Source organism: Azospirillum mesophilum (assembly GCF_053470405.2).
Genome location: NZ_JBPXMQ020000040.1, coordinates 31,484 through 56,549, shown reverse-complemented (window position 1 = coordinate 56,549; position 25,066 = coordinate 31,484). Strand labels below are relative to the sequence as shown.

21 protein-coding genes are annotated in these 25,066 nt (G+C 67.4%); 6 read left to right on the top strand and 15 right to left on the bottom strand.

The features are described 5' to 3' along the window. Positions 1–132: 132 nt before the first annotated feature. The 4 genes from ACSVC7_RS26510 to gloB form a co-directional block, all read right to left on the bottom strand. The gene (locus ACSVC7_RS26510) at positions 133–1,263 is read right to left on the bottom strand and encodes a pentapeptide repeat-containing protein (protein ID WP_448206286.1); all 1,131 of its coding nucleotides are present in this window, start codon (positions 1,261–1,263) and stop codon (positions 133–135) included. Between the two features lie 85 nt (positions 1,264–1,348). Further along, the gene (locus tag ACSVC7_RS26505) at positions 1,349–1,816 is read right to left on the bottom strand and encodes a cupin domain-containing protein (RefSeq protein WP_483508854.1); all 468 of its coding nucleotides are present in this window, start codon (positions 1,814–1,816) and stop codon (positions 1,349–1,351) included. A gap of 12 nt (positions 1,817–1,828) precedes the next feature. Further along, positions 1,829–2,437 (bottom strand): glutathione S-transferase C-terminal domain-containing protein, encoded by a 609-nt coding sequence (locus tag ACSVC7_RS26500; RefSeq protein WP_448206288.1) that lies wholly within the window; start codon positions 2,435–2,437, stop codon positions 1,829–1,831. Positions 2,438–2,493: 56 nt separating this feature from the next. Further along, positions 2,494–3,255: a hydroxyacylglutathione hydrolase gene (gene gloB / locus ACSVC7_RS26495; RefSeq protein ID WP_448206289.1), complete on the bottom strand. Its 762-nt coding sequence runs from the start codon at positions 3,253–3,255 to the stop codon at positions 2,494–2,496. 46 nt (positions 3,256–3,301) lie between these two features. Here gloB and ACSVC7_RS26490 point away from each other — a divergent pair, with 46 nt between their 5' ends. Then, a complete protein-coding gene (locus ACSVC7_RS26490; protein WP_448206290.1) occupies positions 3,302–4,078 on the top strand; it encodes a class I SAM-dependent methyltransferase in 777 nt (258 codons plus the stop codon). A gap of 28 nt (positions 4,079–4,106) precedes the next feature. Here ACSVC7_RS26490 and ACSVC7_RS26485 read toward each other — a convergent pair whose 3' ends face one another. The 5 genes from ACSVC7_RS26485 to ACSVC7_RS26465 form a co-directional block, all read right to left on the bottom strand. Next, entirely contained in the window at positions 4,107–4,334 is a 228-nt protein-coding gene (locus ACSVC7_RS26485) for a helix-turn-helix domain-containing protein (protein ID WP_448206291.1), read from the bottom strand. A gap of 10 nt (positions 4,335–4,344) precedes the next feature. Then, the gene (locus ACSVC7_RS26480; protein WP_448206292.1) at positions 4,345–4,890 is read right to left on the bottom strand and encodes a hypothetical protein; all 546 of its coding nucleotides are present in this window, start codon (positions 4,888–4,890) and stop codon (positions 4,345–4,347) included. Positions 4,891–5,022: 132 nt separating this feature from the next. Continuing rightward, positions 5,023–5,421, bottom strand: a complete 399-nt coding sequence (locus tag ACSVC7_RS26475; protein WP_448206293.1) for a hypothetical protein — start codon at positions 5,419–5,421, stop codon at positions 5,023–5,025. A 136-nt stretch (positions 5,422–5,557) separates the two neighbouring features. Next, on the bottom strand, positions 5,558–6,100 hold the full coding sequence (locus ACSVC7_RS26470; RefSeq protein WP_448206294.1) for a P44/Msp2 family outer membrane protein: 543 nt from the start codon (positions 6,098–6,100) through the stop codon (positions 5,558–5,560). A gap of 261 nt (positions 6,101–6,361) precedes the next feature. Then, positions 6,362–7,573 (bottom strand): methyl-accepting chemotaxis protein, encoded by a 1,212-nt coding sequence (locus ACSVC7_RS26465; RefSeq protein ID WP_448206295.1) that lies wholly within the window; start codon positions 7,571–7,573, stop codon positions 6,362–6,364. Positions 7,574–7,665: 92 nt separating this feature from the next. Here ACSVC7_RS26465 and ACSVC7_RS26460 point away from each other — a divergent pair, with 92 nt between their 5' ends. Then, positions 7,666–8,259 (top strand): RBBP9/YdeN family alpha/beta hydrolase, encoded by a 594-nt coding sequence (locus ACSVC7_RS26460; RefSeq protein WP_448206296.1) that lies wholly within the window; start codon positions 7,666–7,668, stop codon positions 8,257–8,259. A gap of 9 nt (positions 8,260–8,268) precedes the next feature. Here the strand turns inward: ACSVC7_RS26460 and ACSVC7_RS26455 are convergent, their stop codons facing one another. The 3 genes from ACSVC7_RS26455 to ACSVC7_RS26445 form a co-directional block, all read right to left on the bottom strand. Then, positions 8,269–10,335 carry a hypothetical protein gene (locus ACSVC7_RS26455; RefSeq protein ID WP_448206297.1) on the bottom strand — a complete coding sequence of 689 codons (2,067 nt, stop codon included), beginning with the start codon at positions 10,333–10,335 and terminating at the stop codon, positions 8,269–8,271. Further along, positions 10,332–11,741 (bottom strand): flagellar hook-associated protein FlgK, encoded by a 1,410-nt coding sequence (gene flgK / locus ACSVC7_RS26450; RefSeq protein ID WP_448206298.1) that lies wholly within the window; start codon positions 11,739–11,741, stop codon positions 10,332–10,334. Before flgK ends, ACSVC7_RS26455 begins: the two co-directional genes overlap by 4 nt. Positions 11,742–11,830: 89 nt before the next feature. Then, on the bottom strand, positions 11,831–15,289 hold the full coding sequence (locus ACSVC7_RS26445; RefSeq protein WP_448206299.1) for a flagellar hook-basal body complex protein: 3,459 nt from the start codon (positions 15,287–15,289) through the stop codon (positions 11,831–11,833). Between the two features lie 329 nt (positions 15,290–15,618). Here ACSVC7_RS26445 and ACSVC7_RS26440 point away from each other — a divergent pair, with 329 nt between their 5' ends. Next, entirely contained in the window at positions 15,619–15,852 is a 234-nt protein-coding gene (locus ACSVC7_RS26440; RefSeq protein WP_448206300.1) for a hypothetical protein, read from the top strand. Position 15,853: 1 nt separating this feature from the next. Here the strand turns inward: ACSVC7_RS26440 and ACSVC7_RS26435 are convergent, their stop codons facing one another. Beyond that, positions 15,854–17,317 carry a tetratricopeptide repeat protein gene (locus tag ACSVC7_RS26435; RefSeq protein WP_448206301.1) on the bottom strand — a complete coding sequence of 488 codons (1,464 nt, stop codon included), beginning with the start codon at positions 17,315–17,317 and terminating at the stop codon, positions 15,854–15,856. 58 nt (positions 17,318–17,375) lie between these two features. On the opposite strand from ACSVC7_RS26435, the gene ACSVC7_RS26430 reads away from it, so the two are divergent. Then, positions 17,376–17,708: a DUF1491 family protein gene (locus tag ACSVC7_RS26430; protein ID WP_448206302.1), complete on the top strand. Its 333-nt coding sequence runs from the start codon at positions 17,376–17,378 to the stop codon at positions 17,706–17,708. 162 nt (positions 17,709–17,870) lie between these two features. Here ACSVC7_RS26430 and ACSVC7_RS26425 read toward each other — a convergent pair whose 3' ends face one another. Together ACSVC7_RS26425 and ACSVC7_RS26420 are read right to left on the bottom strand one after the other, a co-directional pair. Continuing rightward, positions 17,871–20,351 carry an ATP-binding protein gene (locus tag ACSVC7_RS26425; RefSeq protein ID WP_448206303.1) on the bottom strand — a complete coding sequence of 827 codons (2,481 nt, stop codon included), beginning with the start codon at positions 20,349–20,351 and terminating at the stop codon, positions 17,871–17,873. 9 nt (positions 20,352–20,360) lie between these two features. Beyond that, the gene (locus ACSVC7_RS26420) at positions 20,361–21,926 is read right to left on the bottom strand and encodes a bifunctional metallophosphatase/5'-nucleotidase (RefSeq protein ID WP_448206304.1); all 1,566 of its coding nucleotides are present in this window, start codon (positions 21,924–21,926) and stop codon (positions 20,361–20,363) included. A 205-nt stretch (positions 21,927–22,131) separates the two neighbouring features. Between ACSVC7_RS26420 and ACSVC7_RS26415 the strand changes: the two genes are divergently transcribed. Both ACSVC7_RS26415 and ACSVC7_RS26410 read left to right on the top strand, forming a co-directional pair. Further along, entirely contained in the window at positions 22,132–23,280 is a 1,149-nt protein-coding gene (locus tag ACSVC7_RS26415) for a homogentisate 1,2-dioxygenase (protein ID WP_448206305.1), read from the top strand. Between the two features lie 5 nt (positions 23,281–23,285). Then, positions 23,286–24,971 carry an FAD-dependent oxidoreductase gene (locus tag ACSVC7_RS26410; protein WP_448206306.1) on the top strand — a complete coding sequence of 562 codons (1,686 nt, stop codon included), beginning with the start codon at positions 23,286–23,288 and terminating at the stop codon, positions 24,969–24,971. The last annotated feature ends 95 nt before the right edge of the window (positions 24,972–25,066 follow it).

Here is a 25,066-nt window from a genome sequence, read left to right as displayed (position 1 = left end):
CGCCGGCAAGGCCAATCCGCCTGGACCGCCATCCGCGACCTGATCGACGGAACCTTCGTCGTCGCCTGACCACTTACCAGCCGCCAGCCAGGTGAGCAGTTACGCGGAGGCCGTGGCGGGGTAGTATTGCCCCTATGGGCAGGACGGAGCGCCGCAATAACAAATTTGCGCAGGCACATTTTTGGGGCGCTTCTCAGGCCATTTTATTTCTACGCCACAAACATTTTTGAAAATAGCTTTGTCGAGATTGTTGGAATTGCTAAAGTCTGCGCGACTGATGTTCGCTCCGCTGAAGTCTGCTTTCTCCAGATCGGCTTCGTCGAAAACGGCTCCTTCGAGCCCGGCTCCGATAAAGGTCGCGCCTTTCAGGTGTGATCTGGTGAAATTCGCCGAATAATTGTACCGCATCCAATCCCACCAACAGCTTTTCCTGGAAATTTCATTCGACCAACCTTTATCTTCTTCATCCTGGCATGTGCTTCTATCCGGGGCGTGATGGTCGTTTTCGCTGGGTGCGCCAAACGCCCTCCAATCGCCAAAATTTGCACCGTCAAACTTTGAATATTCAAAGTTGGCATCACGCATGTCAGCACGAAGAATTGTTGCTCCTGAAAACAGGGAATTGTGATAAGCTCCTGTTCCGTGAAAATTTGGCTGAATAAGGTATAGGTGGCTGAAGTCGATGGCTCGGAAGCCTCTGTCGTAGTCGTTCCACCCGAGTACGTCGATGGCGGCTTGAATGTCTTGTGAAATCTTTTTGTATTCCATTTTCTCTCCAGACTTTATTTTCTCAGGCTCCTGTTCTGTGTGATTTCTGATGTACAGCGTTAAAGACTGCGAAGTAGCGTTATTTAAATCGCTGTCAATTTTAGAGAGATTGCCGATTGAATATATCGCGGAGGCCTTTACGAACGGATCGGATCCGGACAGTGCCGTCATATATTTTTCCATCTGAGCAACGGTTTCTTTCCTGTTCTCCATCTTTCTTGTAGAAAGTTCGTGCTCTTTTTGTTCCGCTTTTGTATCGACGTCTTTGTAAACTCCATAAACGAAAGCTATCGCAGCTCCAATGACGGTTAGGGATGCTGAAAGTATAGCCCTGTGCCGCTCTTCTTCTTTTGCTCTCAATTCGAAAATTTTGATTTCGCTTTCGCTGGCTCCTTTATCGGGCAGGTCTGAGATGAGCCTTTTGGGTGCAAATGCGTAAACGACGAAGAAGGCTGCTGCGAATATAAGTGTGCCGATAATGAGGGTAGTGACCATTCCATCCTCCCTGATTTGTGCCATGGGGATTGCCGCCGACGTTCGGCAGAATGGAATGGTACACCGACCAAAGAGTGTCTCCACCCTATATTTTTTCTATTGAGAACCCCTCCGGCGCCATTTCGAACCCGGCAAACTCGAAGGCCGGGGACACCGTGCAACCGACCAGAACCCAGCCGTCCAGCGGGCGGGCGGCCTGCCAGGCATGAGCCGGGACGACCCCCTGGGGGCGCTGGCCGGCCAGCAGGTCCATGCCCAGGATCAGGCGGTCCACCGACCGCCCGTCCTCGGAAATGGACAGTTCCAGTGGGCCGCCGGCGTGCCAGTGCCACATCTCGACCGCGTCCACCCGGTGCCAATGCGAGTGTTCGCCCGCGCGCAGCAGGAAATAGATGCCGGTCTTCACCCCGCGCCCGCCGCCCTCCGCCCCTTTGTCTTCCGGGACATGCCGGTAGGTTTCCACATAGTGGCCGCCTTCCGGGTGGGGCTGCATGCCCAGCAGGGCGATGATGCGCTCCGGCGTCAGTGGTTCCGGCGTTTGTGGCTCGGTCATGGCCGACGGTCCTTACGCCGGGGGCGGGGCGGTGCGGCGGAAGCTGTCGCGGTCTGACATGGCCGCGAACCACGCCGTCAGCGCCGGGCGGCCCTCCCGCCAGTCCTCATGCCCGAATCGGAAATCCAGGTAGCCCAGCGCCACCAGCACGGCCAGCGTGCCGACGGTCAGCGTGTCGCCAAGCCCTGTGGCGGCCTCCGCCTCCAGCACGTCGAGCGCGCGGGCGACGGCGCGGCGCTGGCGTTCCATCCAGTTGGGCGACTTCTCGCCGTCCGGGCGGTTCGCTTCCAGGCGGCGCAGGATCGCGGCGTCGCAGATGCCATCGGCCAGCGCCTGCTGGCGCAGCGCGGTCCAGCGCGCCGGGCCATGCGCCGGGAACAGGCGGGGGCCGTCGTGCAGCGTGTCCAGATACTCGGCGATGACCGGGCTGTCGTAGAGCGCGGTCCCGTCCTCCAGGACCAGCGCCGGCACCTTGCCCAGCGGGTTGTCCTTGGGCAGGTCCGTTTCCGGCGACCAGGCGTCGGTCTTCTGCGTCTCGACGGCCTTTTCCAGCCCGCATTCGATCGCCACCATCATGACCTTGCGGACGTAGGGCGAGGTCGGGCTCCAGCGCAGCTTCATGCGATTCTCTCCTCCCGGTTGGGTGCACAGGGTAATGCAGTTGCGGACGCCGTCGATCAGAAATTGTCCTTCCGATGGCGGATTTCCGCGAAGACCGCCACCGGGTCGGCCCCGGCCATGCCGACGGCGGCCTGCACCTCCGGAAGGTCGGCGCGCAGGAAGGGGTTGGTGCGCCGCTCCAGCGCGATGGTGGTGGGGATGGTCGGTTCGCCGCGCTCCCGCTTGGCGGCGATTTCCTTGGTGCGGGTCTGGAGGTCGGCGTTGCCGGGCTCGATGGTCAGGGCGAATCGGGCGTTGGACTGGGTGTATTCGTGCCCGCAATAGACCCGCGTGTCGCCCGGCAGGTCGCGCAGCTTCGTCAGCGACAACCACATCTGGGCCGGCGTGCCCTCGAACAAGCGGCCGCAGCCCAGCGCGAACAGCGTGTCGCCGCAGAAGACCGCCTTGGCCTCCGGAAACCAGAAGGCGATGTGGCCGGAGGTGTGGCCGGGGACGAAAAGCACACGCGCCGTCTGGGATCCGAACGAAATGGTCTCGCCTTCGCCCAGGCACGTCTCCATATCCGGTATGCGGGCCACGTCGGCGCGCGCCCCGATGACGTCGGCCCCGGTGCGGGTCTTCAGGGCGTGGTTGCCGCCGATGTGGTCGTTGTGGTGGTGGGTGTTGAAGATGTGCGTCAGCGTCCAGCCGCGCCGCTCCAGCTCGTCGATAACGGGCGCGGCGTCGCCGGGGTCGACGACACCGACGGCCCCACTGGCCGGATCGTGGAGCAGGTAGATGTAATTGTCGGCGAAAGCCGGAACGAGGTGGATCTCCATGGCCGAGCGCCCCTCCGTCATAAATTCATGTTAGTCTCGGGTGACCATGTACACCGATATCGTCGATCTGCGAGAGTTCTACGAGTCCAGCCTGGGGCAGGCGGCGCGGCGGATGATCCGCCGGCGCATCCGCATGATCTGGCCGGACGTGCGCGGGCAGATCATGCTCGGGGTCGGCTTCACCACGCCCTACCTGCGGCCCTTCCGCGACGAGGCGGAACGCGTGATCTCCATCATGCCCGCCACCCAGGGCGTGACCTTCTGGCCACCGGAGGGGCCGGGGCTGGTGGCGCTGGGCGACGAGGCGGATTTGCCGCTGGGCGACATGTCGGTGGACCGCGTGCTGCTCGTCCACGGGCTGGAGGGGACGGAGCAGCTTCGCCCCATGATGCGGGAGATCTGGCGCGTGCTGGCCGGTGGCGGTCGCGTGCTGGCCGTGGTGCCGAACCGGCGCGGTCTGTGGGCGCGCGCCGACTGGACGCCCTTCGGCCACGGCTTCCCCTATTCGGCGTCCCAACTGAAGCAGGTGCTGCGCGACACCATGTTCGTGCCGGAACGCACCGGCCACGCGCTGTTCATCCCGCCGCTGCGCTCCCGCTTCCTGCTGAAGACCGCGCCCGCCTGGGAAGAGGTGGGGGAGCGCTGGTTCAAGGCCTTCGCCGGGGTGACCATGATCGAGGCGTCCAAGCAGATCTTCGCCGGCGTCCCGCGCAAGGCGCAGCCGGTCAAGCGCCGCCTGATCGTCCCGCTGCCCGGCGGCACCGCGCCGGCCCGGCGCCCGGCCGGTTCCGGGGCGTGGCGGGTGTCCGAGGAGCCCAAGTAAGCTCAGACCAAGTAAGCTCAGACGCAGCTCAGTCGTCGGGCGGGCTTTCGATGTCCGGGCGGTATTCCAGAATGTCGCCCGGTTGGCAGTCCAGCACGCGGCAGATGGCCTCCAGCGTGCTGAAGCGGATGGCCTTGGCCTTGCCGGTCTTCAGGATCGACAGGTTCGCCATGCTGATGCTCACGCGTTCCGACAACTCCATCAGCCGCATCTTGCGCTTGGCCAGCATGACATCAAGGTTGACGATAATCGCCATGTCGGCCCGGCTATACGGTGAGTTGATCGAGATCCTGCAATTCGGCGCCGCGCATCATGATCTTCCCCAGCACGAAGAAAAAGGCGCCGGCCATGATGAGGTCGACGCGTATCAGCGCCAGGAGCGGCGTATCGCCCAACCAGGGGCTGATCCTGCGGCAGTACAACAGTTGGGCCATCGCCGGATACGCCAGCGTGTCCAGCACCCCCATCACCGCCAGCCCCATCCCGATGCGCAGGAAACACGGCGAGAGAAGGGAATCGAACAGAATTCCGCGCCGATATTTGTGGGCCAGCCTCCACACCTGCAACGACACGTAGACCCAGGCGAGTTCCGGGCCGAGGACGAGCAACGCGATCGCCCCGGCGTCCAAGGGTGCCAGGGCTTGATAGGTGGTGTTCCAGGTTTCCCCGTCCCTATGCAGCGTGATCGGCGTCCCCCCCAGGAACAACGAAAGCGGCTCGACAAGACTTTGCACCACTGTCAACGAAGCCAGCAGAAGCAGGATGGTGCTCCACCGGGTGAGTTGCGCGTCCTGTGTCGTCGAGGCGGTCATCGCTGTGTCCATGGTGGGGAAAGGCCATTGTCGGAAAGGCGTCCCGACAGGATTCCCCCTCCTCGCCCGGCAAGCAAGCCCCGTGAGGGCGGGGACGAGCCCCGTCGCTCACACGCCGGCCCCGCGTTCCGGTCAATTCAGGAAGACCACCGCGCGTCCCGTTCCGGTCATCAGGCCGCGGCTGGCGAGGCCGGTCCGTTCCGTCACGTACTTCACCTGGATTACCGCGTCCGCGCCCTGGCGGGCGGCCTCCACGCGCAACGCCTCGTCCACGTCGGCGCGCGTCGGGTCGGACGACAGCAGGGTGATCGAACGGCCGTAGCCTTCGACCACGCCGATGACGCGGTAGGGGCGGTTGGTGACGTCGGTTTCCCGGATGATCACGTCGTCGGGGGACTTGATCTTCCGCGGCGCGGCGCTCGCCGCCGACTCGACCCCCTCGGGCCGGAAGCTGGCGTTCGTGTGGACGCAACCGGCCAAGGCCAGGATGGCCGCGCCGAGCATGGCCTGCTTGATGAAAGCGTTCAGCATGGCGGCATCCCGGGGATCAGAAGAAATACTTGAAGCCGAGCTGCACGCTGTGGATCGACGGCGCGTCCACCTTCACGCGGCCGGTCGACGTCTTGAACTTCGTCTCTTCCGTGTTGAAGAAGTTGTAGCCGATCGATTATTCGGTGCCGGGCAGCGCTTCCGGCGCGTAGGAGACGCCGGCCGAGACCTGGTACGCCAGGACGGGGTCCTCGCTGCTCTTGTCCGTGATGCCGAGGCCTGGATACTTGGAAAACAGCGCTCCGCTCGCCCCCAGGCCGCCGCCAACATAAGGCGTGAACGATGTGCCCGTGTGGAAGTCGTAGTACACGTTGTTCATGATGGCGCCATAGGACAGGTAGCCGCCGGGGCTGGACGTGGCGTTCCCGTTCTTGACCTTGTCGGTTTTCAGGCTGCGGCTCGCCAGTTCAGTTTCGAAGCGGACATCGCCGGTGGCGGTGTTGAGCGCCTGCGGGCGGAATCCGACCTTCAGGTCCGTCAGGCCGATGGCGGCCTTGTGGTCGATGCTGCCGGTGGTGCTGCCGCTGACGGAGCTTTTGTCCGCAAAAGACGTGACGAAGTCCGCCCCGACATACCAGGACCGGGACGGTTTTTCGTCGGCCGCAAGAGCGGGGGCAGCCGCAAGGGTGGCCGCGATGGCGGCGGAAATCAGCGTTTTCATGGGAGGATCTCTGGAGTGGGTAAGTTCAGCGATTAGCAGCGAATATATATTGAATATCGATAACAATTTAATGCGTCAACGGGAATTCACGCGCCGCGCGTCCCAGCGGGACAGTCCGAGGGCGCATTCTGGACGGCGGGATTCCAACGTCCGAAAAGCAAGTGTCCGAAAAGCAAAAGGGCGTTGCGGATCCCCGTGGATCCGCAACGCCCCGAAGTAAAGCCTGAGTGATGGAGAAAGGTGGTGGGGACAGGCTTCCGCCTACCCCCGCATCTGCCGCAGCGTCTCGCCGATCTTGCCGTTCAGGCCGCTGACCCGCGAGGTGAGCGTCTGCGCCAGTGAGCCGAGCGTGTCGAGCGTCTTGGACGCGCCGCCGACGGCGCGCTCCGCGTCGCCGATGCTGCGCTCCGCCGCCGCGGCGTCCTGGCGGGACCGGTCGATGGTGCGCGACACCTCGGTCGTCAGGCCGGCCTGCTCGTTGATGGCGGCGGCCACCGTGTCGTTGATCGTCTGGATCGACCCGATGGTGCCGTGGATGCGGCCCAGCGCCTCGTCCACCGCGGCGGTCTCGCGTTGCAGGTTGGCGACCTGATCGGCGATCTGCTTGGTGGCGTCGGCGGTCTGGCGGGACAGCGCCTTCACCTCGTTCGCCACGACCGCGAAGCCGCGCCCGGCCTCGCCCGCGCGGGCGGCCTCGATGGTGGCGTTGAGCGCGAGCAGGTTGGTCTGGCTGGCGATGGCGTTGATCAGCTTCACCACGCTGGCGATCTGCTCCGCCGCCGCGCGCAGCGAGGTCATGACGGTGGTGGCGCGGTCGGAATCGGCGGCGGCGGCCTGGCTGATCTCCCGCGCCTTGGCGGTGTCGCCGGAGATGCGGTCGGCCGTGGCCGACAGCTGGTCGATCACGCTGGCGATGGAGGCGACGGTGCCGTCGACCGCGCGGGCGGCCTGCGCCGCGTCGCCGGTCTGGCGCAGCCCGTCGGCGGAGGCGCGCTTCACGCTGCTCACCGCCTCGTCCAGCTTGCGGCCGATGTCCGCGGCCTCGGCGACCAGACCGCCGACGTCACGTTCCAGCCGCTCGGACAGATCCCGCAGAGGCTGGCGGCGTTGCGCCTCCGCCGTTTCGGCGCGGATGATGGAGATGGCCCAGTGGCGGGCGACGCGGGCGTAGCGGCGGGCCTGATCGACCGGTGCCGCGACGCCCAGCGAGGCGATCCGCCGGCCGTCCACGTCGATCCCGACATTGTAGCCCTCGCGCATGCCGGAGGAGCGCGCGGCTTCCTCCTTGGTCACGGCGCGCTCGTCCGTGCGGCCGGCCATGATTTCCGCCGCGATGGCGTGCTGGCCGCCGATCCGGTCGCGCGCGCTGGAGGCGATGATGGTGCCGCCCGGCCCCATGAAGGACACGACGACGTCCAGTTCACGGCCGATGTGGTCGCAAATCTCTTGAGCGGTGCTGGCGCTGAGTTCCACCTGTTTCCTCCGAGCCGACGGTTTCGGCCGCTGTTGTCGGGCCTTCTTGTTCCGCTACCATAAGGCGGCAAGATTAACGCGGGGTTGAGGATATGGCGAAGGCGAGCGTTCTGATTCTCCCGGGATTGGGGAATTCCGGGCCGGACCATTGGCAAAGCTGGCTCGCCGGCCGCCATCCGGGCTTCCGGCGGGTGGAGCAGGCGGATTGGGACGCCCCGATTCTGGATGACTGGATCGCCGCCCTGGAGCGCGCGGTGGCCGAATCGGCGGCCCCCGTGGTGCTGATCGCCCACAGCCTCGCCTCCATCCTGGTGGCGCACTGGGCGCATTCTGATTTGGTGAGGGCCGACTCTGTGAGGGCCGGCTCGGTGGACAAGGTGGCGGCGGCGCTGCTGGTCGCGCCGCCGGACGTGGAATCGGCGGACCACACCCCGCCGGAGGTGCACGGCTTCGCCCCGGTGCCCACCGACCCGCTGCCTTTCCGCGCCGTGGTGCTGGCCAGCCGGAACGATCCCTACTGCACGGTGCAGCGCGCCTGCGCCTGCGCCTTCGCCGTGGGCTGGGGCGCCGATTTCATCGACGCGGGCGATCTCGGCCACATCAACACCGCCTCCGGCCACGGCCCCTGGCCGGACGGCGAGCGGCTGGTGCTGGACCTGCTGAAGGAGGTCGAAACCGGGCGCTGAGGCGCGCCCTTACGCGATGTAGTTCAGCAGCGACAGCTTCTGCGTCTGGCCGGCGACGGTGTAGGCGGCCTCCAGCGCGTTCATGGAGGATTTCAGGCGCGCTGCCACCTCGGTCTCGTCGATGCCCTCGATGTCGGCGATGCGTTGGGTCACCGTGGCCGAAGCGTCCTTGTGCTCGGTCTTCTTCTGGTCCAGCGTGGCGACGTCGGACGCGACCTTCGCGTGCACGGACCGCACCTCGTCCTTGGCCTGCGACATCAGTTCGCGGGCCTTGCCGACGTAATCCTCGTACTTGCCGGGGTTGGAGGCTGCGACGCGCGCCATGCGGAAGGCGGCGACCAGCTTCTGCATCGCCCGGTCGTTGCTGGACACGCCGTAGGCGATCATTTCCCCATCGTCGATCGTCACGGCCGCCTTGTCCCAAGCCTTGCCGTTCTGCCGCTTGCTCATGAATTCGGAGTCGTAGAAGGGCAGGTTCGGCGGATCGACGTAGGGCAGGTCGGTGATGGAATCCGACTCCGCCGGCAGGTTGGAGACCGTGATGGTGTTGTCGATCTTGCCGTTGATCGCCTTGGCCGTGGTCGCGAACTGCTGGATGCGCGACGGATGGTTCGGGTCCATCGTCGTGTTGCTGGTCAGCGAGATGGTCGACCCGCTGCCCGCCGGGTCGATGGACACCGGCGGCTGCGGCTTTGCCTTGGCGAATTCCGCCCGCAGCTGGTCGGCCACCTTGGACACGTCGGTCACGCCGGCGTTGTAGTCCTGCTCGGTGACCGTGTAGCGGATCGTGTATTTCTGGTAGACCGGCAGGTCTTTCGGCTCGGTCGGATTCTGGGTGTAGTATTTCTGGTTGTAGGGGTCGTCCGGATCACCGACCGCCACGGAGAACTCGAAGGTGTCGCCGATGTCCACGTTGGCGCCGGTCAGCGTGAACTGGTCGATCTGCTTCGCACCGGTGCCGGCCGGTGGCGGCAGCGTCGCCGTTTGCGTCGTGGTCGGGGCGGTGATCGAGTTGTCGATGTTCATCGAATTCTCGACCCGGGCCTTCACGTCGAAGGTCTGGTTGGGGTCGTTGCCGACCAGCGTGATGATGCCGTTGGACGCCAAGGCGCTGATCGGCAGCGCCGGGGACGCGGACTGGATCATGCTGTTCAGCGTGCTGGCGACGAAGGTCACCGTCTTCGGGTCGCTCGCCTGGACCTGATAGGCGAAGGGCTTGCCGTCGATGGACACCTCGAAATAATCGTCGGTGTTCACCATGCCGCCGTTCAGCGTGATCTTGGTCTTCTGCGGCGCCGCCAGCAGGTCGCCCACCGGCTCCGTGCCGTAGCGCGAGCCGGCGAACAGGAAGCGGTCGCCCACCCGCTCGTTCAGCAACTGCCGGATGTCGCGCATCGCGCCCTCGACCCGGCTGAGCGTGTCGTTGGCCTGCGGGTAGGTTACGGTGAAGGTGCTGCTGGAGGCGGCCTGGAGGTTGTCGAAGTTCAGGTTCAGCACCGCGCCCTCGCCGGGGCCGCCGCTGATCGCGAAGTTGTACCCGCCGCCGTCGTTGGGCGGCACGGTTTTCAGGTTGATGGAGCGCGTGGACTTGCCGCCCAGCCCGTCGGTCACCGTGACGTCGAAGGTGCCGTTCACGCCGTTCTGCGACGGCACGGCCGTCACGGAAAAGCGGGCGTTCTGCATGAACTTGGACTTGTCCGTGCTGACCGACACCTTCATCGCGTCGGGGTCGCTGTTGAAGGCGGAGGTGACGGTCGGCGGGCCGGGCTGGAAGGGCATCAGGTTGTTGCCCTGCCAATCCGTGGCCAGCTTCTCCAGCGAGTTCAGCACCGTGTCGGTGGCCTTCAGCCGGGTCGACGCGGTGTCGATGTTCTGGACGTAGTTGTCGCGCTTGACCATCTCCGCCCGCAGGTCCAGGAGCTTCTGCGTCTCCGGCCCGTAGGCGTTGAGGTCCGTGGACTTCTTGCCGGTCGTCAGCTGTTCGGACAGTGTGTCGACCTGCTTCTGGCCGGCGGTCAGGTTGCGGACCAGCCCCAGATACTTGGCATAGCTGCCGGTTTGCGTGATCGAGCTCATCGGATGACCGCCTCCAGCGCGTCAAACATCGAATTAGCCACTTGCATGACTCGTGCCGAAGCGGCGTAGGACGTTTGAAGCTGCTGAAGGTTCGCGATTTCCTCGTCGATGTTGACGCCGGTGGAGGAGTGATAGCGTTCCTCCAGCGTCTGCCGGGCGTTCTTGTCGGCTTCGCTCGTGCCCTGGATGGTCTTGGCCGCCGCCATCCAGGTGCCGGTGATGTTGCTGGCCATGCTGGTGTAGGACGCGTCCTCCAGCTCCAGGCCGTCGGCGTTGAAGCTGCGGCCCGTGGCGTTGACCGCCGCCACCACGTCCTTGGCCGCCGAGGACTTCACCTTCGTTTCGTGGCTCAGCAGCTTGTCGTTCACCGCGATGGTGAAGCGGTCGCTGCCCATGAAGAACTGCGTCGGCTCTTCGCCGGGCTGCACCGGCTTGGCGTTGTCGTAGGCGTCGCGGAAGCTGGTGGGTTCGCCCGGCTGGGTGTGGGCGGTGAACATCTGCGCGTAGGTGTCGAGCTGCGAGCGCATCTTGCGGATGATCTCGCTGGTCGGGTCGCCGCTGGCCGGCTTCGGCGGGTTGGCCGTGGAGCCGTCGGCGCGCATGTCCATCAGCGCCGCGATCTTCCCGTCGCGCAGATGCTGGTTGATGGTGGTGACGTGATTGCCGTTCACTAGGTTGATGTTGCCGCCCTCGACGGTAAGATTTGCCGCGTCGCCGTCGACCAGCGCCAGGCCGGTCGGCGTGAAGATCGCGACACGGCCGTCGGGCCGGTCCACGGTCCGCACGCCGATGTAGGTGCTCAGCTCCTTGATCAGGCCGTCCCGCTTGTCGGCCCCGTCGTCCGCGGCCCCGCCGTAGCTCTGCAGCGACGCCATGTTGTTGTTGATGTCGTTGATCTGCTTCAGCAGACGGTTGACCTCGCCCACCGAGTTGGTGAGGTCGCTGCGCATCTCGTGGTCCAAATCCTCCACGCCCTGCGACACCCGGACGATCTCGCGCGAGAATGTATCGGCCGCCTGCACCAGCTGGTACTGGGCGACTTCGCTTTCCGGCGAGGTCTCCAGCGTCTTCCAGGCGGTCTGGAATGCCTCGGCATACTGGTTCAGCAGCGGCTTCCCGTCGGTCGTCCGCATCATGTCGCCCAGCTTCTGCAGGTAGGACGACTTGGTCGCCGACCCGCCGTCCTTGGCGTTCAGGTCCTGCACCTGGGCGCGCATGGCCTTGTCCACCTCGCGCCGGTACTGGGTCGAGAGGACGAAGCCGCTGCCGTCCAGGACGTTGGAGACGGTGTGGCGGGTGCGGGTGGGGTCGTCCGACCGGGCGATGTTGTCCGAGACAACCTTCACCTGGGCTTGGACGGAGCGCAGACCGGCCGTCGCGCTCCCGAGGGCGCTGAAGAGGGACATGGTCGTTTGACCTTTCGTCGGCGGGGTGGTCGTCTGCTGGGAGGACGGGGCGGCCGCCCTTTATGGGGCCGCCCCCTGTCGTCCGGCGCTTAGCGCTTCAGGCCGAGGACTTCCTGAAGCATCTCGTCGGAGGTCGTGACGATCTTGGTGTTGGCGGAGTAGGTGCGCTGCGTCACGATCAGCTTGGTGAACTCGTCCGCGATGTCCACGTTCGACGCTTCCACGCTGTTCGCCACCACCGCGCCGGCACCGTTGCTGTCCGGGTCGTTGAAGTTCGGCCGGCCGCCTTCGTCCGTCTCGATGTACACGCCGCCGGCCTCGCGCTGCAGCGCGTTGGGGTTGTTGAAGGTGACGACCGGGATGCGGCCGATGATGCGGCTGCGGCCGTTGTCGTAGTTCACGATCACGTCGCCGTTGTCGCCGTAGACCACTTCCTTGTACTGGCCGCGCGACGCGCCGTCCTGGACCAGTTCGCGCACGTTGATCTCGCTGCCGGCATACTGCGTCACGCCGCCCGCCTTGCCGATCTTGCCCAGGTTCAGCGTGATCTGCTGCGGGCCGAAGCCGTAGTCCACCGTGAAGGTGACGTTGGCGTCGGCGCCCAGGGACTGGTTCGCGGCGGTGACCGCCGTGCCGGTGCCCACCTTCGCCGTGCTGATGCCGGTGATGGTGCCGACGTTGTCCGGATCGGTGCCGAAGTTCAGCAGGATGTGGGCCGGGGTCTGGCCCGGGGCGGCAAAGGGGGAGACCGTGAACTGCGAGGCGGGATCGCCCGTCGCCGTCTTCGCGACGATGTTCACCACGCTGCCCTCGGCGCTCGCGGTAACCGGCAGGGAGGTGTTCTTGTTGACCAAGTTCGCCAGGCTTGCCGCGATGGACTCCATCGAGGTCTCTTCGCCGGTCGTGCGGTAGGTGATGGGCGTGCCGCCGATGGTGATCGTGTATTCGGCGCCCTTGTCGCCGGGCGAGCCGGTCAGCGTCACCGACTGCTTCTGCCGCACGCCTTCCACGTTCGACGTGGTCGTCGACGCGGTGAGAGTGCCCGAGCTGCCGGTCGAATTCTGGATGTTGACCTTGGCTTCGAACTTGCCGGTGAGGACCGTGTTGTGGGTGATGGTCAGCCGGCCACCGGAGGCCGTCGCGGTGACGTTCATGCTCTTGGCGTTGATCCGGTTCGCCATTTCCTGCAGGACGCCGGAGATGTCCTTGTAGTTCCCGTAGGTCGTCTTATCCACGTCGACCGAGATCGGCACGCCGTCGATTGCCACCGTGTAGCGGTCGCCGACGTCGATCTGGGTCTGCGGGAACGAGAATTCCTGACGCTGTCCGCGCGAATCCGTCGGATCGCTGATCGTCGGCCCGGTGTAGGTGTTCATCGTCGCCGCACCCGACGTGTACTCCTGCTCCACCTTGAACGGCGTGCCGGCGTTGCGGGCGGTGAGCTGCAGTTCGGAGTTGACGACCGTGGCGATGACGGGCGCCTGCGGCCGGGCCGAATTGATCTTCGCGGCCAGCGCGTTGGCGATCCCGTCGTAGTCGCCCAGGGTCAGCATGTTGTCTTCGGTCACGGACACCGTGTAGGGGATGTTGTCCACCTTCACGGTGTAGGCGTCGCCCAGGCGCACGTTGTCCGATCCGGTGACGGCCAGCTTGTAGGCGCCGACGCCCAGGGCCGTGTTGGCGATCGTGCCCGTCAATTGCAGCGCGCCCGACGGCAGGCGCGTCGCCCCCACGGCCAGACCGGCGGCGTTGATCTGCGCGGCCAGGTCGTCGATGACGCCGTTCATGTCCTTCAGCGTGTTGATGTTGGAGTGCGAGATCGTCGTCTTGAACTCCGTTCCCAGCACCGTGACCGAATACTGGTCGGGAACCTTCAGCGTCGCCCCGGCCGGGAAGGGAACCTGGGTGATTTCGACGATGCCGAGCGCGGGCGCCTGCGTGGTGACCGGGGTCACGCCCGTGTATTTGACGGGCGGAGTACCGGTCACGTCCGACGTTCCGTCGACGTCGTTCTTCCGGCTGTCCGCGTGGGTGAGGCCGTAGGACGTGGTGAAGGTCGCGGCGGTGGCGCTGCCGTCGAGCACGAGCTGGAAGTTGGTGGCGGGCGCGGCGGCACCGGTGACGGCGGCGCCGGTGGCACCGGTCACGCCGGTCACGCCCGTGGCCGCGTTGATCTGGGTGATGAGGTTGTTGATGACGCCCTGGATGTTGGCCAAAGCGCCGATGTTGGTCTGCGTGACGCGCGTCTTGAATTCCTGGCCCGCGACGGTGACGCGGTATTCGTCGCCCACGTCGATGGGGGTGTTGGAGAAGGTGTAGGTCGTCTGCTGCTTGCCGCCGACCGTGCCCGTAAGATTGGTGTTCGGCCCGCTGACGGTGGTCGTCTGCGGGTTTGCGTTCGAGAAGCTGCCGGTGACGTCCACGGGCGACCCATCGGTCGTCCGAACCAGGATGCGGCGCGAATCCGCCGGGTCGGCCTCGGCCACATAGGTGCCCAGGGCGTTGATCTGGCTCATCAGCGCGCCGGCGACGTCGCCGTACGTCAGGAAGCCGGCGATGTTGTTCGGGCCGGCCGCGGTGGTGAGCGGGCCGACCGTCAAGGTGGTGCCGTTGACCGTCACGCTGTAGGTGTCACCCACGCGGATGTTGTCCTGCGACGTGGCCGGGGTGCCCGGATAGTAATTGGTCCGGCCGCTGATCATGAACGACGACTTGGAGACGTAGTTCGTCCCGTCGACGCGCACGCTGCTGACCTGGGCGACCGCCGTCACACCCGCCACGGCACCGCCGGTGTTCATGTTCACGGCCCCGCCGGTGAAGGAACCGGCGACCGGCTGCGTGGAGCTGCCCGGCGCTTCGATGCCCAGACGCCAGGCGTTGTTGCCGTCCTGGCGCCAGTTGAACTGGACGGTCCGCGCGTTGCCCTGCGTGTCGTAGACCTGGATGCTGGAGGACGGGATCGGAACGCCCGGCGTCGGCGTGGCCGGCAGGTTGGCGCTCAGCGTGATGCTGTTGGTCGACTGCGGCTTGTCGGTCAGCGTGTTCACCTGGAGCGGCTGCACGACGTCCTTCTTCAGCTGCCCGGTCACGTCGTCCACGATCCAGCCGTTCAGCGCGAAGCCGGCGCTGTTGACCAGATAGCGGTTCTTGTCCAGTTCGAAGTCGCCGACGCGGGTGTAGTAGACGTTGTCGGCGTTCAGCGTGCCGGTCTGCGTCTGCACCGTCTCGCCCTGCTGGCCGGGGCCGGTCAGGCCGCGGCTGAGCTTGGACACGCTGAAGAAGCCCTGGCCCTGGATGGCGGCGTTGGTCGCGCTCTGGACCTGGGTCAGGTTGCCCTGGATGTTGTTCATGAAGACGGGGGCTGCGGTCACGCCGCCCGGCTCGTGCAGGCGGGAGTTGGACTGCAGGACCATCGTCTCGAACGCGGTGTTCACGCGCTTGTAGCCGTTGGTCGAGGCGTTGGCGATGTTGTCAGAGATGTGACCGAGGGCCTTCGACTGCGCGCTCAGGCCGAGGACGGCGGTGGTCATCGAACCGAAGATGCTCATGGCCAGGGATCTCCACGAAGAAAGGGTGCTGCGTCTTTGCGCACCAACAAGCAAGCCGGATGCCAACTGGCGCGGCCGGCTCAGGACCCTGTTTCCAAAGGAGTTTTCGCGGACGCGCGGTGGAGCGCCCGCTTTTTGCCGGCCTGTGGGAAAAATTCGCCTAGCGCCCCCGGCAGGGGATGGGGAAGAAAGCTCCTCCCGCTTCGCAGACTCCCCACACGGCCCGCCCCCTTGGCCCGCCAGGGTATCCGCTATGGCTAGGAAGTCGCCGAACACACGCGCTGGTAGACTGCCCCGGAGCGAGCGAAACAAGGGAAGGAGGGAGCGTCGTGGACCGCGTCGAACCGATGCTGCTGTCGCTGCTGGCCGCGGCGGTGCTGGGCCAGATGCTCAGCACGGCTCCCGTGCGTTTCGAGGCGCTGTTCGCGGCACCGCGCGACCCGGCCCCCTTCGACGTAGCGTCCATCATGATCCCGCCGGACGAACCGATACCCCACCGCGTCGCGATGAGCGATCAGGCCGCGCCGGAGGATCGCAACGACTGCTTCTGCGGCGCCAACTGAATCAAAGGGAGTTGGTCGCGCCGGCTTTCGCTTCCGCCAGGGTGCGCAACTCCGCCGCCACGGTCTCCAGGACGCTGCTCCAGTCGCCGGGGCGCGTCTGGCGGTGGACTCGCAGGGACGGATACCAGGGGCTGTCCGACCGGTCGAGCAGCCAGCGCCAGTCCGGCGCGTAGGGCACCAGCAGCCAGGCCGGTACCCCCAGCGCCCCCGCCAGATGAATGACCGCCGTGTCCACCGCGATCAGCAGGTCGAGGTTCTTCAGGATGGCCGCCGTGTCGGCGAAATCGCGCACGCCCTCGATCAGGTCCGTCACGCCAGCCGGCCGGGACGCGCGCGCATCGCCGGTTTGCAGGCTGAACACGCGCACCCCCGGAATCGCCAGCAGCGGACCCAGCGCCTGCACGGGGATCGAGCGGTTGCGGTCGTTGCGGTGTTGCGGGTTGCCGGCCCAGACGAGGCCCACGCGCAGGCCGCCGCCCATGGTCCCGCTCCCGGTGTCCCTTTCGGCGATGCGCCGGCCCCAGCGTTCGACCTCGTCGGGATCGGCGGACAGGTAGGAGGGGGTGGTGGGGATGGACGCCAGCTCCGTACCGAAGGCGCGCGGCAGGCTCATCAAGGGGCAGTGCAGGTCGTGTGGCGCCGGTTTCGGGCTGTGGACGAGCACCTGGATCTCCGGCCCCAGCGTCTTCATCAGGCGGAACAGCAGCGGGTGGATCTCCAGGATCACCCGCCCGCCGGTCCGCGCGACCATCGGCGCGTAGCGCGCGAACTGGATGGCGTCGCCGAATCCCTGCTCGGCGTGCAGAAGGATGGTCCGGCCCTCCAGCGGCTCGCCGGCCCAGGGCGGCGCGGCGAAGCGGCGCCAGCGCCATTCGAATCCCTCCCATCCAGCGCGCAAGTCACCCTGGAGCAGACGCCCGACCGCGCGGGCCAGATGGGCTTCCGCATGGTCTGGCCGGGCGGCGAGGGCGGCGTCGAAGCAGCCCTCCGCTTCCGCGAAGCGGCGCACGTCGCGCAGGACGGTCCCCAGGTTGACAAGCGTGTCGGGATGACGGGGCCGCAACCGCGCCGCCCGCGTCAGCCAGGACCGCGCCGCCTCGTACCGCGCCAGCGTGTGACACGCCGCCCCCAGATGGTCGAGGGCGTCGTCCTGAGCCGGGTCCAGGGCCAGGGCTCGGGCCAGCACCGGTTCCGCTTCCTCCACCCGGACCAGCGCCCGCAGCACGCCCCCCAGATGCGCCCACGGGGCGGCCGTTTGGGGCCGCAGGCGGATCGCCCTCGTGATCAACCGGGCCGCCCGTTCGTGGGTGCGGCGCTGTGCTTCCAGCACGCCCAGCAGGTGCAGCGCGTCGGGCAGCGCCGGCTCCACCGCCAGGACGAGCCGGTAGAGCGCCGCCGCCTCGTCGAGCCGGCCGGCCATGTGGTGGTTGACGGCAGCGTCCAGAGCGTCCAGGAGAGTCGCCATTCCTGTTGTCTACACCGGGGGCATGGCCGATGGCGAGCCCCCAGCATTGGGGAGCTTCATGGACGACCGCCTGCCGACGCATCTCTGGGTCATGGCGCACATCCGCGCCGCGGATTCCCAGGGCGTTTCGATGATGGTGCTGCGCAAGGGCGACCCCAGCCGCGGCACGGTCATCCTGAAGCTGAACCGGCTGGACCGGACCTTCAGCGTCCTGGTCCAGGTGCGCGAGGAGGAGCGTCTGCGCTGGTCCCGCGGCACCGGCGCCGACCCGGTGGACGAGGCCACCGCCGACGCCTACATCGCCCGCCAGACCCGCTACGACCCCGACGTCTGGGTCATCGAGGTCGAAGACCGCCACGGCCGCCACTGGTTCGAGGGCGAGGTCATTTAAGCATCCCCATACCGGCGAGCCAGCAAGCTGACTTGCCGTATTGCGTTCAAACGCCACGCAGGCTTTTCCGCGCCAACCATAAAGAATTAAGGGGGCGCGGCGCCCTCTTGGGCGCTCCGTCAAGGGAATGAACGGGAGAACCCGTTCATTCCCTTGACGGCATCACACCGCCCCCGCCTCGGCCTTCGCGCCGGCCGGGGCCGGGGCGACGCGGGGGAAGCGCAGGGTGAAGCGGGTGCCTTCGCCCGGGGTGCTGGCGACGGCGATGCTGCCGCGCAGCGTGCCGGTGACGAGGTTGTAGACGATGTGCAGGCCCAGGCCGCTGCCGCCGCGCCCGCGCCGCGTCGTGAAGAAGGGGTCGAAGATCTTCGGCAGGATGTCGGGCGGGATGCCGGCCCCGTCGTCGGCCACCTCCAGCTCCACCATGTCCGACGGCAGGGTGCGCGCGGTGATGGCGAGCCGGCCCGGCCGGTCCGGCGTGAAGGCGTGCGTCAGCGCGTTGATGACGAGGTTGGTCAGCACCTGCGACAGGGCGCCGGGGTAGCCGTCCAGCTCCAGCCCCTGCGGGCAGTCCAGGGCGGTGTCGACCCCCTTCAGGTCCTTGTAGGCGGGGCGCAGGCTGCGCAGCAGCTCCCCGACATAGTCGTTCAGGTCGAAGCGTCGCCGCTCGCCGCTCGACTGGTCCACGGCGACCATCTTGAAGCTCTGCACCAGATTGGCCGCGCGCGTGCTGTTGGACAGGATGAGCTGCGCCATTTCCCGCCCGTCGGACAGGAACCGCAGGAAGTCGGAGCGCTTGATGGCCCCTTCCGCCTGCTGGCGGGCCAGCTCGTCGATCAGGGTGACGAGCTGCGAGGCGCCGGTGATGGTGATGCCGATGGGGGTGTTCACCTCGTGCGCCACGCCGGCGACGAGCTGGCCGAGCGAGGCCATCTTCTCCGCCTGGATCAGGTTGGCCTGGGTTTCCTTCAGGTCGCGCAGTGCCTGCTCCGCCGCGTCGCGGGACCGGCGCAGCGCCGCTTCCGCCTCCACCTCGCGCGTCACGTCCACGGCGATGGACTGCACGGCCGGCTGGCCCATCCAGTCGACCAGACGGCTGGTCAGCTCGATCCACAGCTCCGTGCCGTCGAACCGGAAGGCGCGCAGGCGCCGCCGCTCGCTCGGCCGGCCGGATTGGACGATGTGGTAGTAGTTGGCCTGCACCGTGTCCCGCTCGTCGGTGGGGATCATGTCCAGGACCGACCGCAGGTCGAGCGCCTGGTCGATGCTGGTTCCCAGCATCTGGGCGAAGGCGTCGTTGGCGTAGAGCGGGCGGAAGTCGCGGTGAATGACGATGCCCTGGATCGACCCTTCGACGAGGTCGCGGAAACGCCGCTCGTTCTCCGCCAGATCGTGCTGGCGGCGGTCGATCTCGTCGATGAAGTAGCGGATGGAGGCGCCGATGTCCGTGATCTCGTCGTTGCCGGCGACCGGCACGGCGGTGTCCGAACCCGAGGTATTCGACCCCGACAGGCGGGCCAGCACCGCGCCGTTCAGCGCCACCAGCCGCGAGGTCAGGAAGCGGCGGAAGAACAGGTAGACGCCAATCGCCAGCAGCACCGACGCGCCGCCCAGCCCCATCACCACCCGCGTGCGCTCGTTGATCAGGGCCTTCAGCGCGCTCGTCCGCTCGGTCGAGCGGTCGTGCAGGGAGTCGAACAGCGCGCGGGTGGAGCGGTCCACCGTGTCCACCAGCACGCGGGACTGCCCGGACAGCGCCTGGGCGCGGTTGCGCGCCTGCAACCGTTCGGCGGAGGCGTCGAACAGGCCGCCCGGCGCCAGCAGGATGCGGGCCAGCTCGCCCCGGACGCGCTCCATCGCGCCGCCGGCCGGTTCCGGTGTCGCGGCGGCGATGCGGCCCAGCTCGGCCAGGGTGTTCTCGGCGGTGCGTCGTTCCGTGCGCAGCCGGTTCAGATGGTCGATCTGCACCGCCCCCGCCGCGCGGGCCATCAGGCCGCCCGCCCGCACCGCCCAGGGTCCGAGCGTCCCCGCCGCATCGGATCCCGACAGCCCTTCAAGAGCGTCGGACAGCTGGGCCAGCGCGCGGATGGCTTCGGCCTGCCGTTCGCCCGCTTCGATCTGGCGTGCGACCTCGCTGTTCAGGTCCGCGACCGTCGCGGCCAGGATCGGCAGGGCGGAGCGCACCTGCTCCAGTAGGCGGGCGTCGCCGCCTTCCCCGTCCCGGTCATCCTCCCCGCCGGCCCGCCGTCGGCTCGCCTCCTGAAGCACCTGCATGCGGTCCACGAGCTTGCGCAGGGACTCCAGCTCGGCCACCAGTTCGTCAAAGACGGCCCGGCGCTGCGGCATGCTGGCGGCCCCCGCCAGCACCGGCAGCCGCGCCACGAGCTGCTGGAGCGACCCGCGCAGCTCCGCGCTGGCGATGACCTCCGGCAGGGTGGTCGCCGACAGGGACGACACCTCCGCCCGGAACAGCCGGAAGGAGGATAGGGAGACGGCGCCGATCAGCACCACCAGCATCGCCATGACGCTCAGGCCCAGGGTGATGCGCAGCACGATGCCGACCCGCCGGCGCGCCGGGCGGGGCAGAGGAGGGGCGGCCGCCGCGGGCAGCTGCTGGTTGGGCGGCTGGTTGGGACAGTCCATTGGGGCGGCTTACCGTTTGATCGTCACGCGCCCGTCGAGCCGCGGCGCGAAGCGTCCGGTGCGGGCGATCTGGGTGGCAAGGATCGTGGAGACGAAATCGGCGTCGCGGTCGTCGACCAGACGCCGCGCCGAGGCCAGCGCCCCATAGCCGTCGCCCCCGCCGGCGAGATAGCTGCCCGTGGCGAGCCGGTAGCGCGCCGCCGGGTCCACCGGCTTGCCGCCGACCGTCAGCTCGACCACGCGCTGCCCGGCGGGCTTGGTCGCGTCCACCGTCACGCGGGCGTTGGACAGGTGGGGAAAGCGGCCGTGCATCTGCTCGATCCCGGAATAGCCGGCCTCCAGCACATCGCGGAGCTGCTTGCCCGTGACCTCGACCAGCACGGCGGTGTCGTGGAAGGGAAATTCGGTCTGGATGTCGCGGCGGGTCAGCACGGTGCCGGCCGCGTATTGCCGGTCGCCGCGGATGGAACCGCCGTTCATCAGCGCCACGTCGGCCTCCATCGCCGCGCGCAGCGCGTCGGCCACCGCGTTGCCGAAGGCGTTCTCGCCGCCGCGCACCGATTCACGCCGGGTGTCCATGGGCGTGTCGAGCAGCCCGACCTCCGCGCCCAGCATGCCGTCCAGCCGCGCGAGATAGGCCTTGGCCCGGCTTTCCACCGCGCTGTCGGGCGGCACCCCGGCGGTGTCGACCGCGCGCACGCCGGCGGTCCAGGCGGTGCGGGGCGTCGCGTTCGCGGCGTGCCCGGCCTTCTCCACCCGGTCGATGGTCAGGTCCAGCGCCAGCACCCAGGCCGCCTGCGCGTCCACCGTGGCGGACAGCATCTTGCCGCTGTAGTCCACGCCGACGGTGCGCCCCCGGTCCTGGTACAGCACGATGTCGGCGGCGCGGGCGGCGATGATGCCGCGGTGCGTGTCGCCGGAATTTCCCGTCAGCACGACGATCAGGTCCACCCCGTTGGCGCGGAGTTCCTGGGCCTTCTCGGTGACGGCCTTGACGGGATCGCGGAACTCCGTACGGGGGGAGCGGGTCGTCTCCCGCGTCTGCGCCGGGGTCGCCGCCAGCACGCCGACCCGGTACGGCCCGGCGGTCAGCACCACCGCGTTCTCAAGCCCGTCCAGAGCCTTTCCGGTCCCGCGGTCCACGGCGTTGGTGGTGACGAGGGGGAAGTTCGCCTCGAAGGCGCGGCTCATCAGGATGTCGTCGCCGTGGTGGAATTCCCGGTTCAGGGCCGCCATGGCGTCGATGCCCAGCCCGTTCAGCAGGTCGATGACGTGGGCGCCCTGGTCGTAGAAGGACATCACCGACGGCGCCAGAGACTGCCCGCCGTGCAGAACCAGCACCGTGCCGCGCGCCGCGCGCTCCCGCTGGATCAGCGTGGCCAGCCGGGCGAGCCCGCCGCGCCCCTGGCTTTCCTCCAACTCCGTCGTGCTGTGGGCGTAGAGGATGGTGAAGTGGAACGGCTCCGCCCGCGCCGGTCCCAGGAGGGCCGACAGCGCCAGGAAGAACATCGTCAGGATCGGTGCCGTCAGGATCGGGGCAACCCGCGAACGCCACACACCCTTGCCCCAGCCCATACTCCATCCTCCCCGTGCGCCGCTCCCGGCGATTGGATGTGATTATGCGCGTTCTCGCGCCGGTGGTGAAGCGTTGCCGTGGATGACAAATCGCCCCGTCCGATCGCTACTTCCGGCCGGGTCGGCGCTTGTTGCCGGTTTCGTTTGCAACAATCTGTAGGGCAAAGCCATCGAGACCCAGAAGGCTCCAGGGGAGGGCGCCGCCGTGAAGAACTTCATCACCCCGCCGCGCGTGGAGGGCTCGTCCTCCCGCCAGGCCCACGCCGACCTGCCGGCCGGAACCTACGAACGGGAGCTGGGGAAGGAGGGGTTCTTCGGCCCCGCCACCCACATGTACCACCGCCACCCGCCCACGGGATGGGTGGACTGGGAAGGTCCGCTGCGCCCGCGCGCCTTCGACCTGACGCGGATCGAGGGCGCGCAGGACTCGCCTTGGGACGCGGCGGACATCCTGCACAACGCCCATGTGCGCATGCGCCTGTGGCGCGCGCCGGAGCGGATGGACCATCTGGCCCGCAACGGCGACGGCGATGAACTGATCTTCATCCACGCCGGCCGGGGGGAATTCTTCTGCGACTACGGACACCTGAGTTTCCGGACCGGCGACTACATCGTCCTGCCGCGCTCCACCATGTGGCGGATGGAGTGCGCGGAACCGGTGACCGCCCTGCTGATCGAGGCGACGAACGGCACCTACCGCCTGCCGGACAAGGGGCTGGTCGGGGCGCACGCCCTGTTCGACCCGGCCATCCTGGACGTGCCGGCCATCGACGACGCCTTCCTGGCGCAGCAGGACGAAAAGCCCTGGCAGGTCCGCATCAAGCGGCGCGGGGAGAACTCCACCGTCACCTACCCCTTCAACCCGCTGGACGCGGTGGGGTGGAAGGGCGATCTGGTGCCGGTGCGGCTGAACGTGGCGGACATCCGGCCGCTGATGAGCCACCGCTACCACCTGCCGCCCAGCGCCCACACGACCTTCGTCGCCGACCGCTTCGTCGTCTGCACCTTCACCCCGCGCCCCTTCGAAAGCGACCCCGGCGCGCTGAAGGTGCCCTTCTTCCACAACAACGACGACTTCGACGAGGTGATCTTCTACCACGCCGGCGATTTCTTCAGCCGCGACAACATCCATCCGGGGATGGTGACCTTCCACCCCTGCGGCTTCACCCACGGCCCGCACCCCAAGGCGCTGGGCGCCGCCTTCACCCCGCGCAAGCCCGCCACCGACGAGTATGCCGTGATGCTCGACACCCGCGACGCGCTGGAACTGGGGGAGGGCGCCAAGGCGGTCGAATGGACCGGCTATGTGGACAGCTGGAAGGCCCCCGGCGCCGCCCCCAAGGCTGGGGAGTAACCGCCATGCCCCACCGCAGCCTTCCCCTGCACTACGTCACCCCGCCCGAACTGCGCGGGGAGACGGCCGGGCGCCGGCCCGTGGTGATCGTCGGCGGCGGGCCGGTCGGTCTGGCCGCCGCCATCGACTGCGGGCTGCACGGCATCCCGGTCCTGTTGCTGGACGAGGACGACCGCGTGTCCACCGGCAGCCGGGCCATCTGCTGGTCCAAGCGGACGCTGGAGATCTTCGACCGGCTGGGCGTCGCCGGCCGCATGCTCGCCAAGGGCATTACCTGGAAGGTGGGCAAGCTGTTCCACCGCGACCGCATGGTCTACCAGTTCGACCTGCTGCCGGAGGCCGGGCACAAGATGCCGGCCTTCATCAACCTCCAGCAATATCACGTGGAGGAATACCTGATCGAGCGCGCGGTCGAACTGCCCCAGGTCGAGCTGCGCTGGAAAAGCCGCGTCATCGGCCTGACCTGCACGCCCGACGGCGTGACGCTGGAGGTGGAAACGCCGGAGGGGCGCTACAGGGTCGAGGCCGACTGGCTGCTGGCCTGCGACGGCGCCCGCAGCCCGATCCGCAAGATGATGGGGCTCAGCTTCGAAGGGAAGGTGTTCGAGGACCGCTTCCTGATCGCCGACGTGAAGATGACGGCGGATTTCCCGACCGAGCGCTGGTTCTGGTTCGACCCGCCCTTCCACTCCGGCTCGAGCGCTTTGCTGCACCGGCAGGCCGACAACGTCTTTCGCATCGACCTGCAACTGGGCTGGTGCGCCGATCCGGAGGAAGAGAAGAAGCCCGAGCGCGTCATCCCGCGCCTGCGCGCCATGCTGGGGGAGGAGGTGCCATTCGAGCTGGAATGGGTGTCCATCTACACCTTCCAGTGCCGGCGGCTGGAACGGTTCCGGCACGGCCGCGTGCTGTTCGTCGGCGACAGCGCGCATCAGGTCAGCCCCTTCGGCGCGCGGGGAGGCAACGGTGGCCTTCAGGACGCCGACAATCTGGTGTGGAAACTGGCCCTGGTCCTGCGCGGGGCGGCGCCGGATGCGCTGCTGGACAGCTACGACGAGGAACGCATTCGCGGCTGTGACGAGAACATCCGCAACTCCACCCGTTCCACCGACTTCATTTCGCCCAAGGGACCGGGCGCGCAGCTCTTCCGCGACGCGGCGCTGAGCCTCGCCGCCGATGCCCCCTTCGCCCGGCGTCTGGTGAACTCCGGCCGGCTGTCGGTGCCCTGCTCGCTGGAGGGCTGCGGGTTGCAGACCCCGGATTCGGCGCCGTGGGAGGACGGGGCGGGCCCTGGCACGCCCTGCCCCGACGCGCCTGTCATCGAACGCAATGGCATGCCCGGCTGGTTGCTGACCGAGCTAGGACACGACTTCGCGCTGCTGGTCTTCGCCGACAGCCCCGCTAACCTGCCGGACCGCGCGGCGCTGAAGCGTCTGCAACGCCATCCGGCGGGTCTGCGGGAACTGGTGGTGGCGCCGAGCGCCGAGGGCTTCGACGGTGAGCTTGCCCTTCTCACCGACGCGGACGGCTTGGCGCGGCGCCGGTACGGCGGCCGGCCGGGCTCGGTTCACCTGATCCGTCCGGACCAGCACGTCGCCGCGCGCTGGCCGGTATTGGACGAGGCGGCGGTGTGGTCCGCCCTGGACCGCGCCACCGGCCGCCCCACCTCCCCGGCGGTGGCCGCGGCGTGAGGCGGGGGGTAAGCACAAAATCGCAGCGAAATCACAGCAAATTCGTGGCGTATGCGCATGCTGCACTGCACCCATTCCGGATTGGTAATACCAGT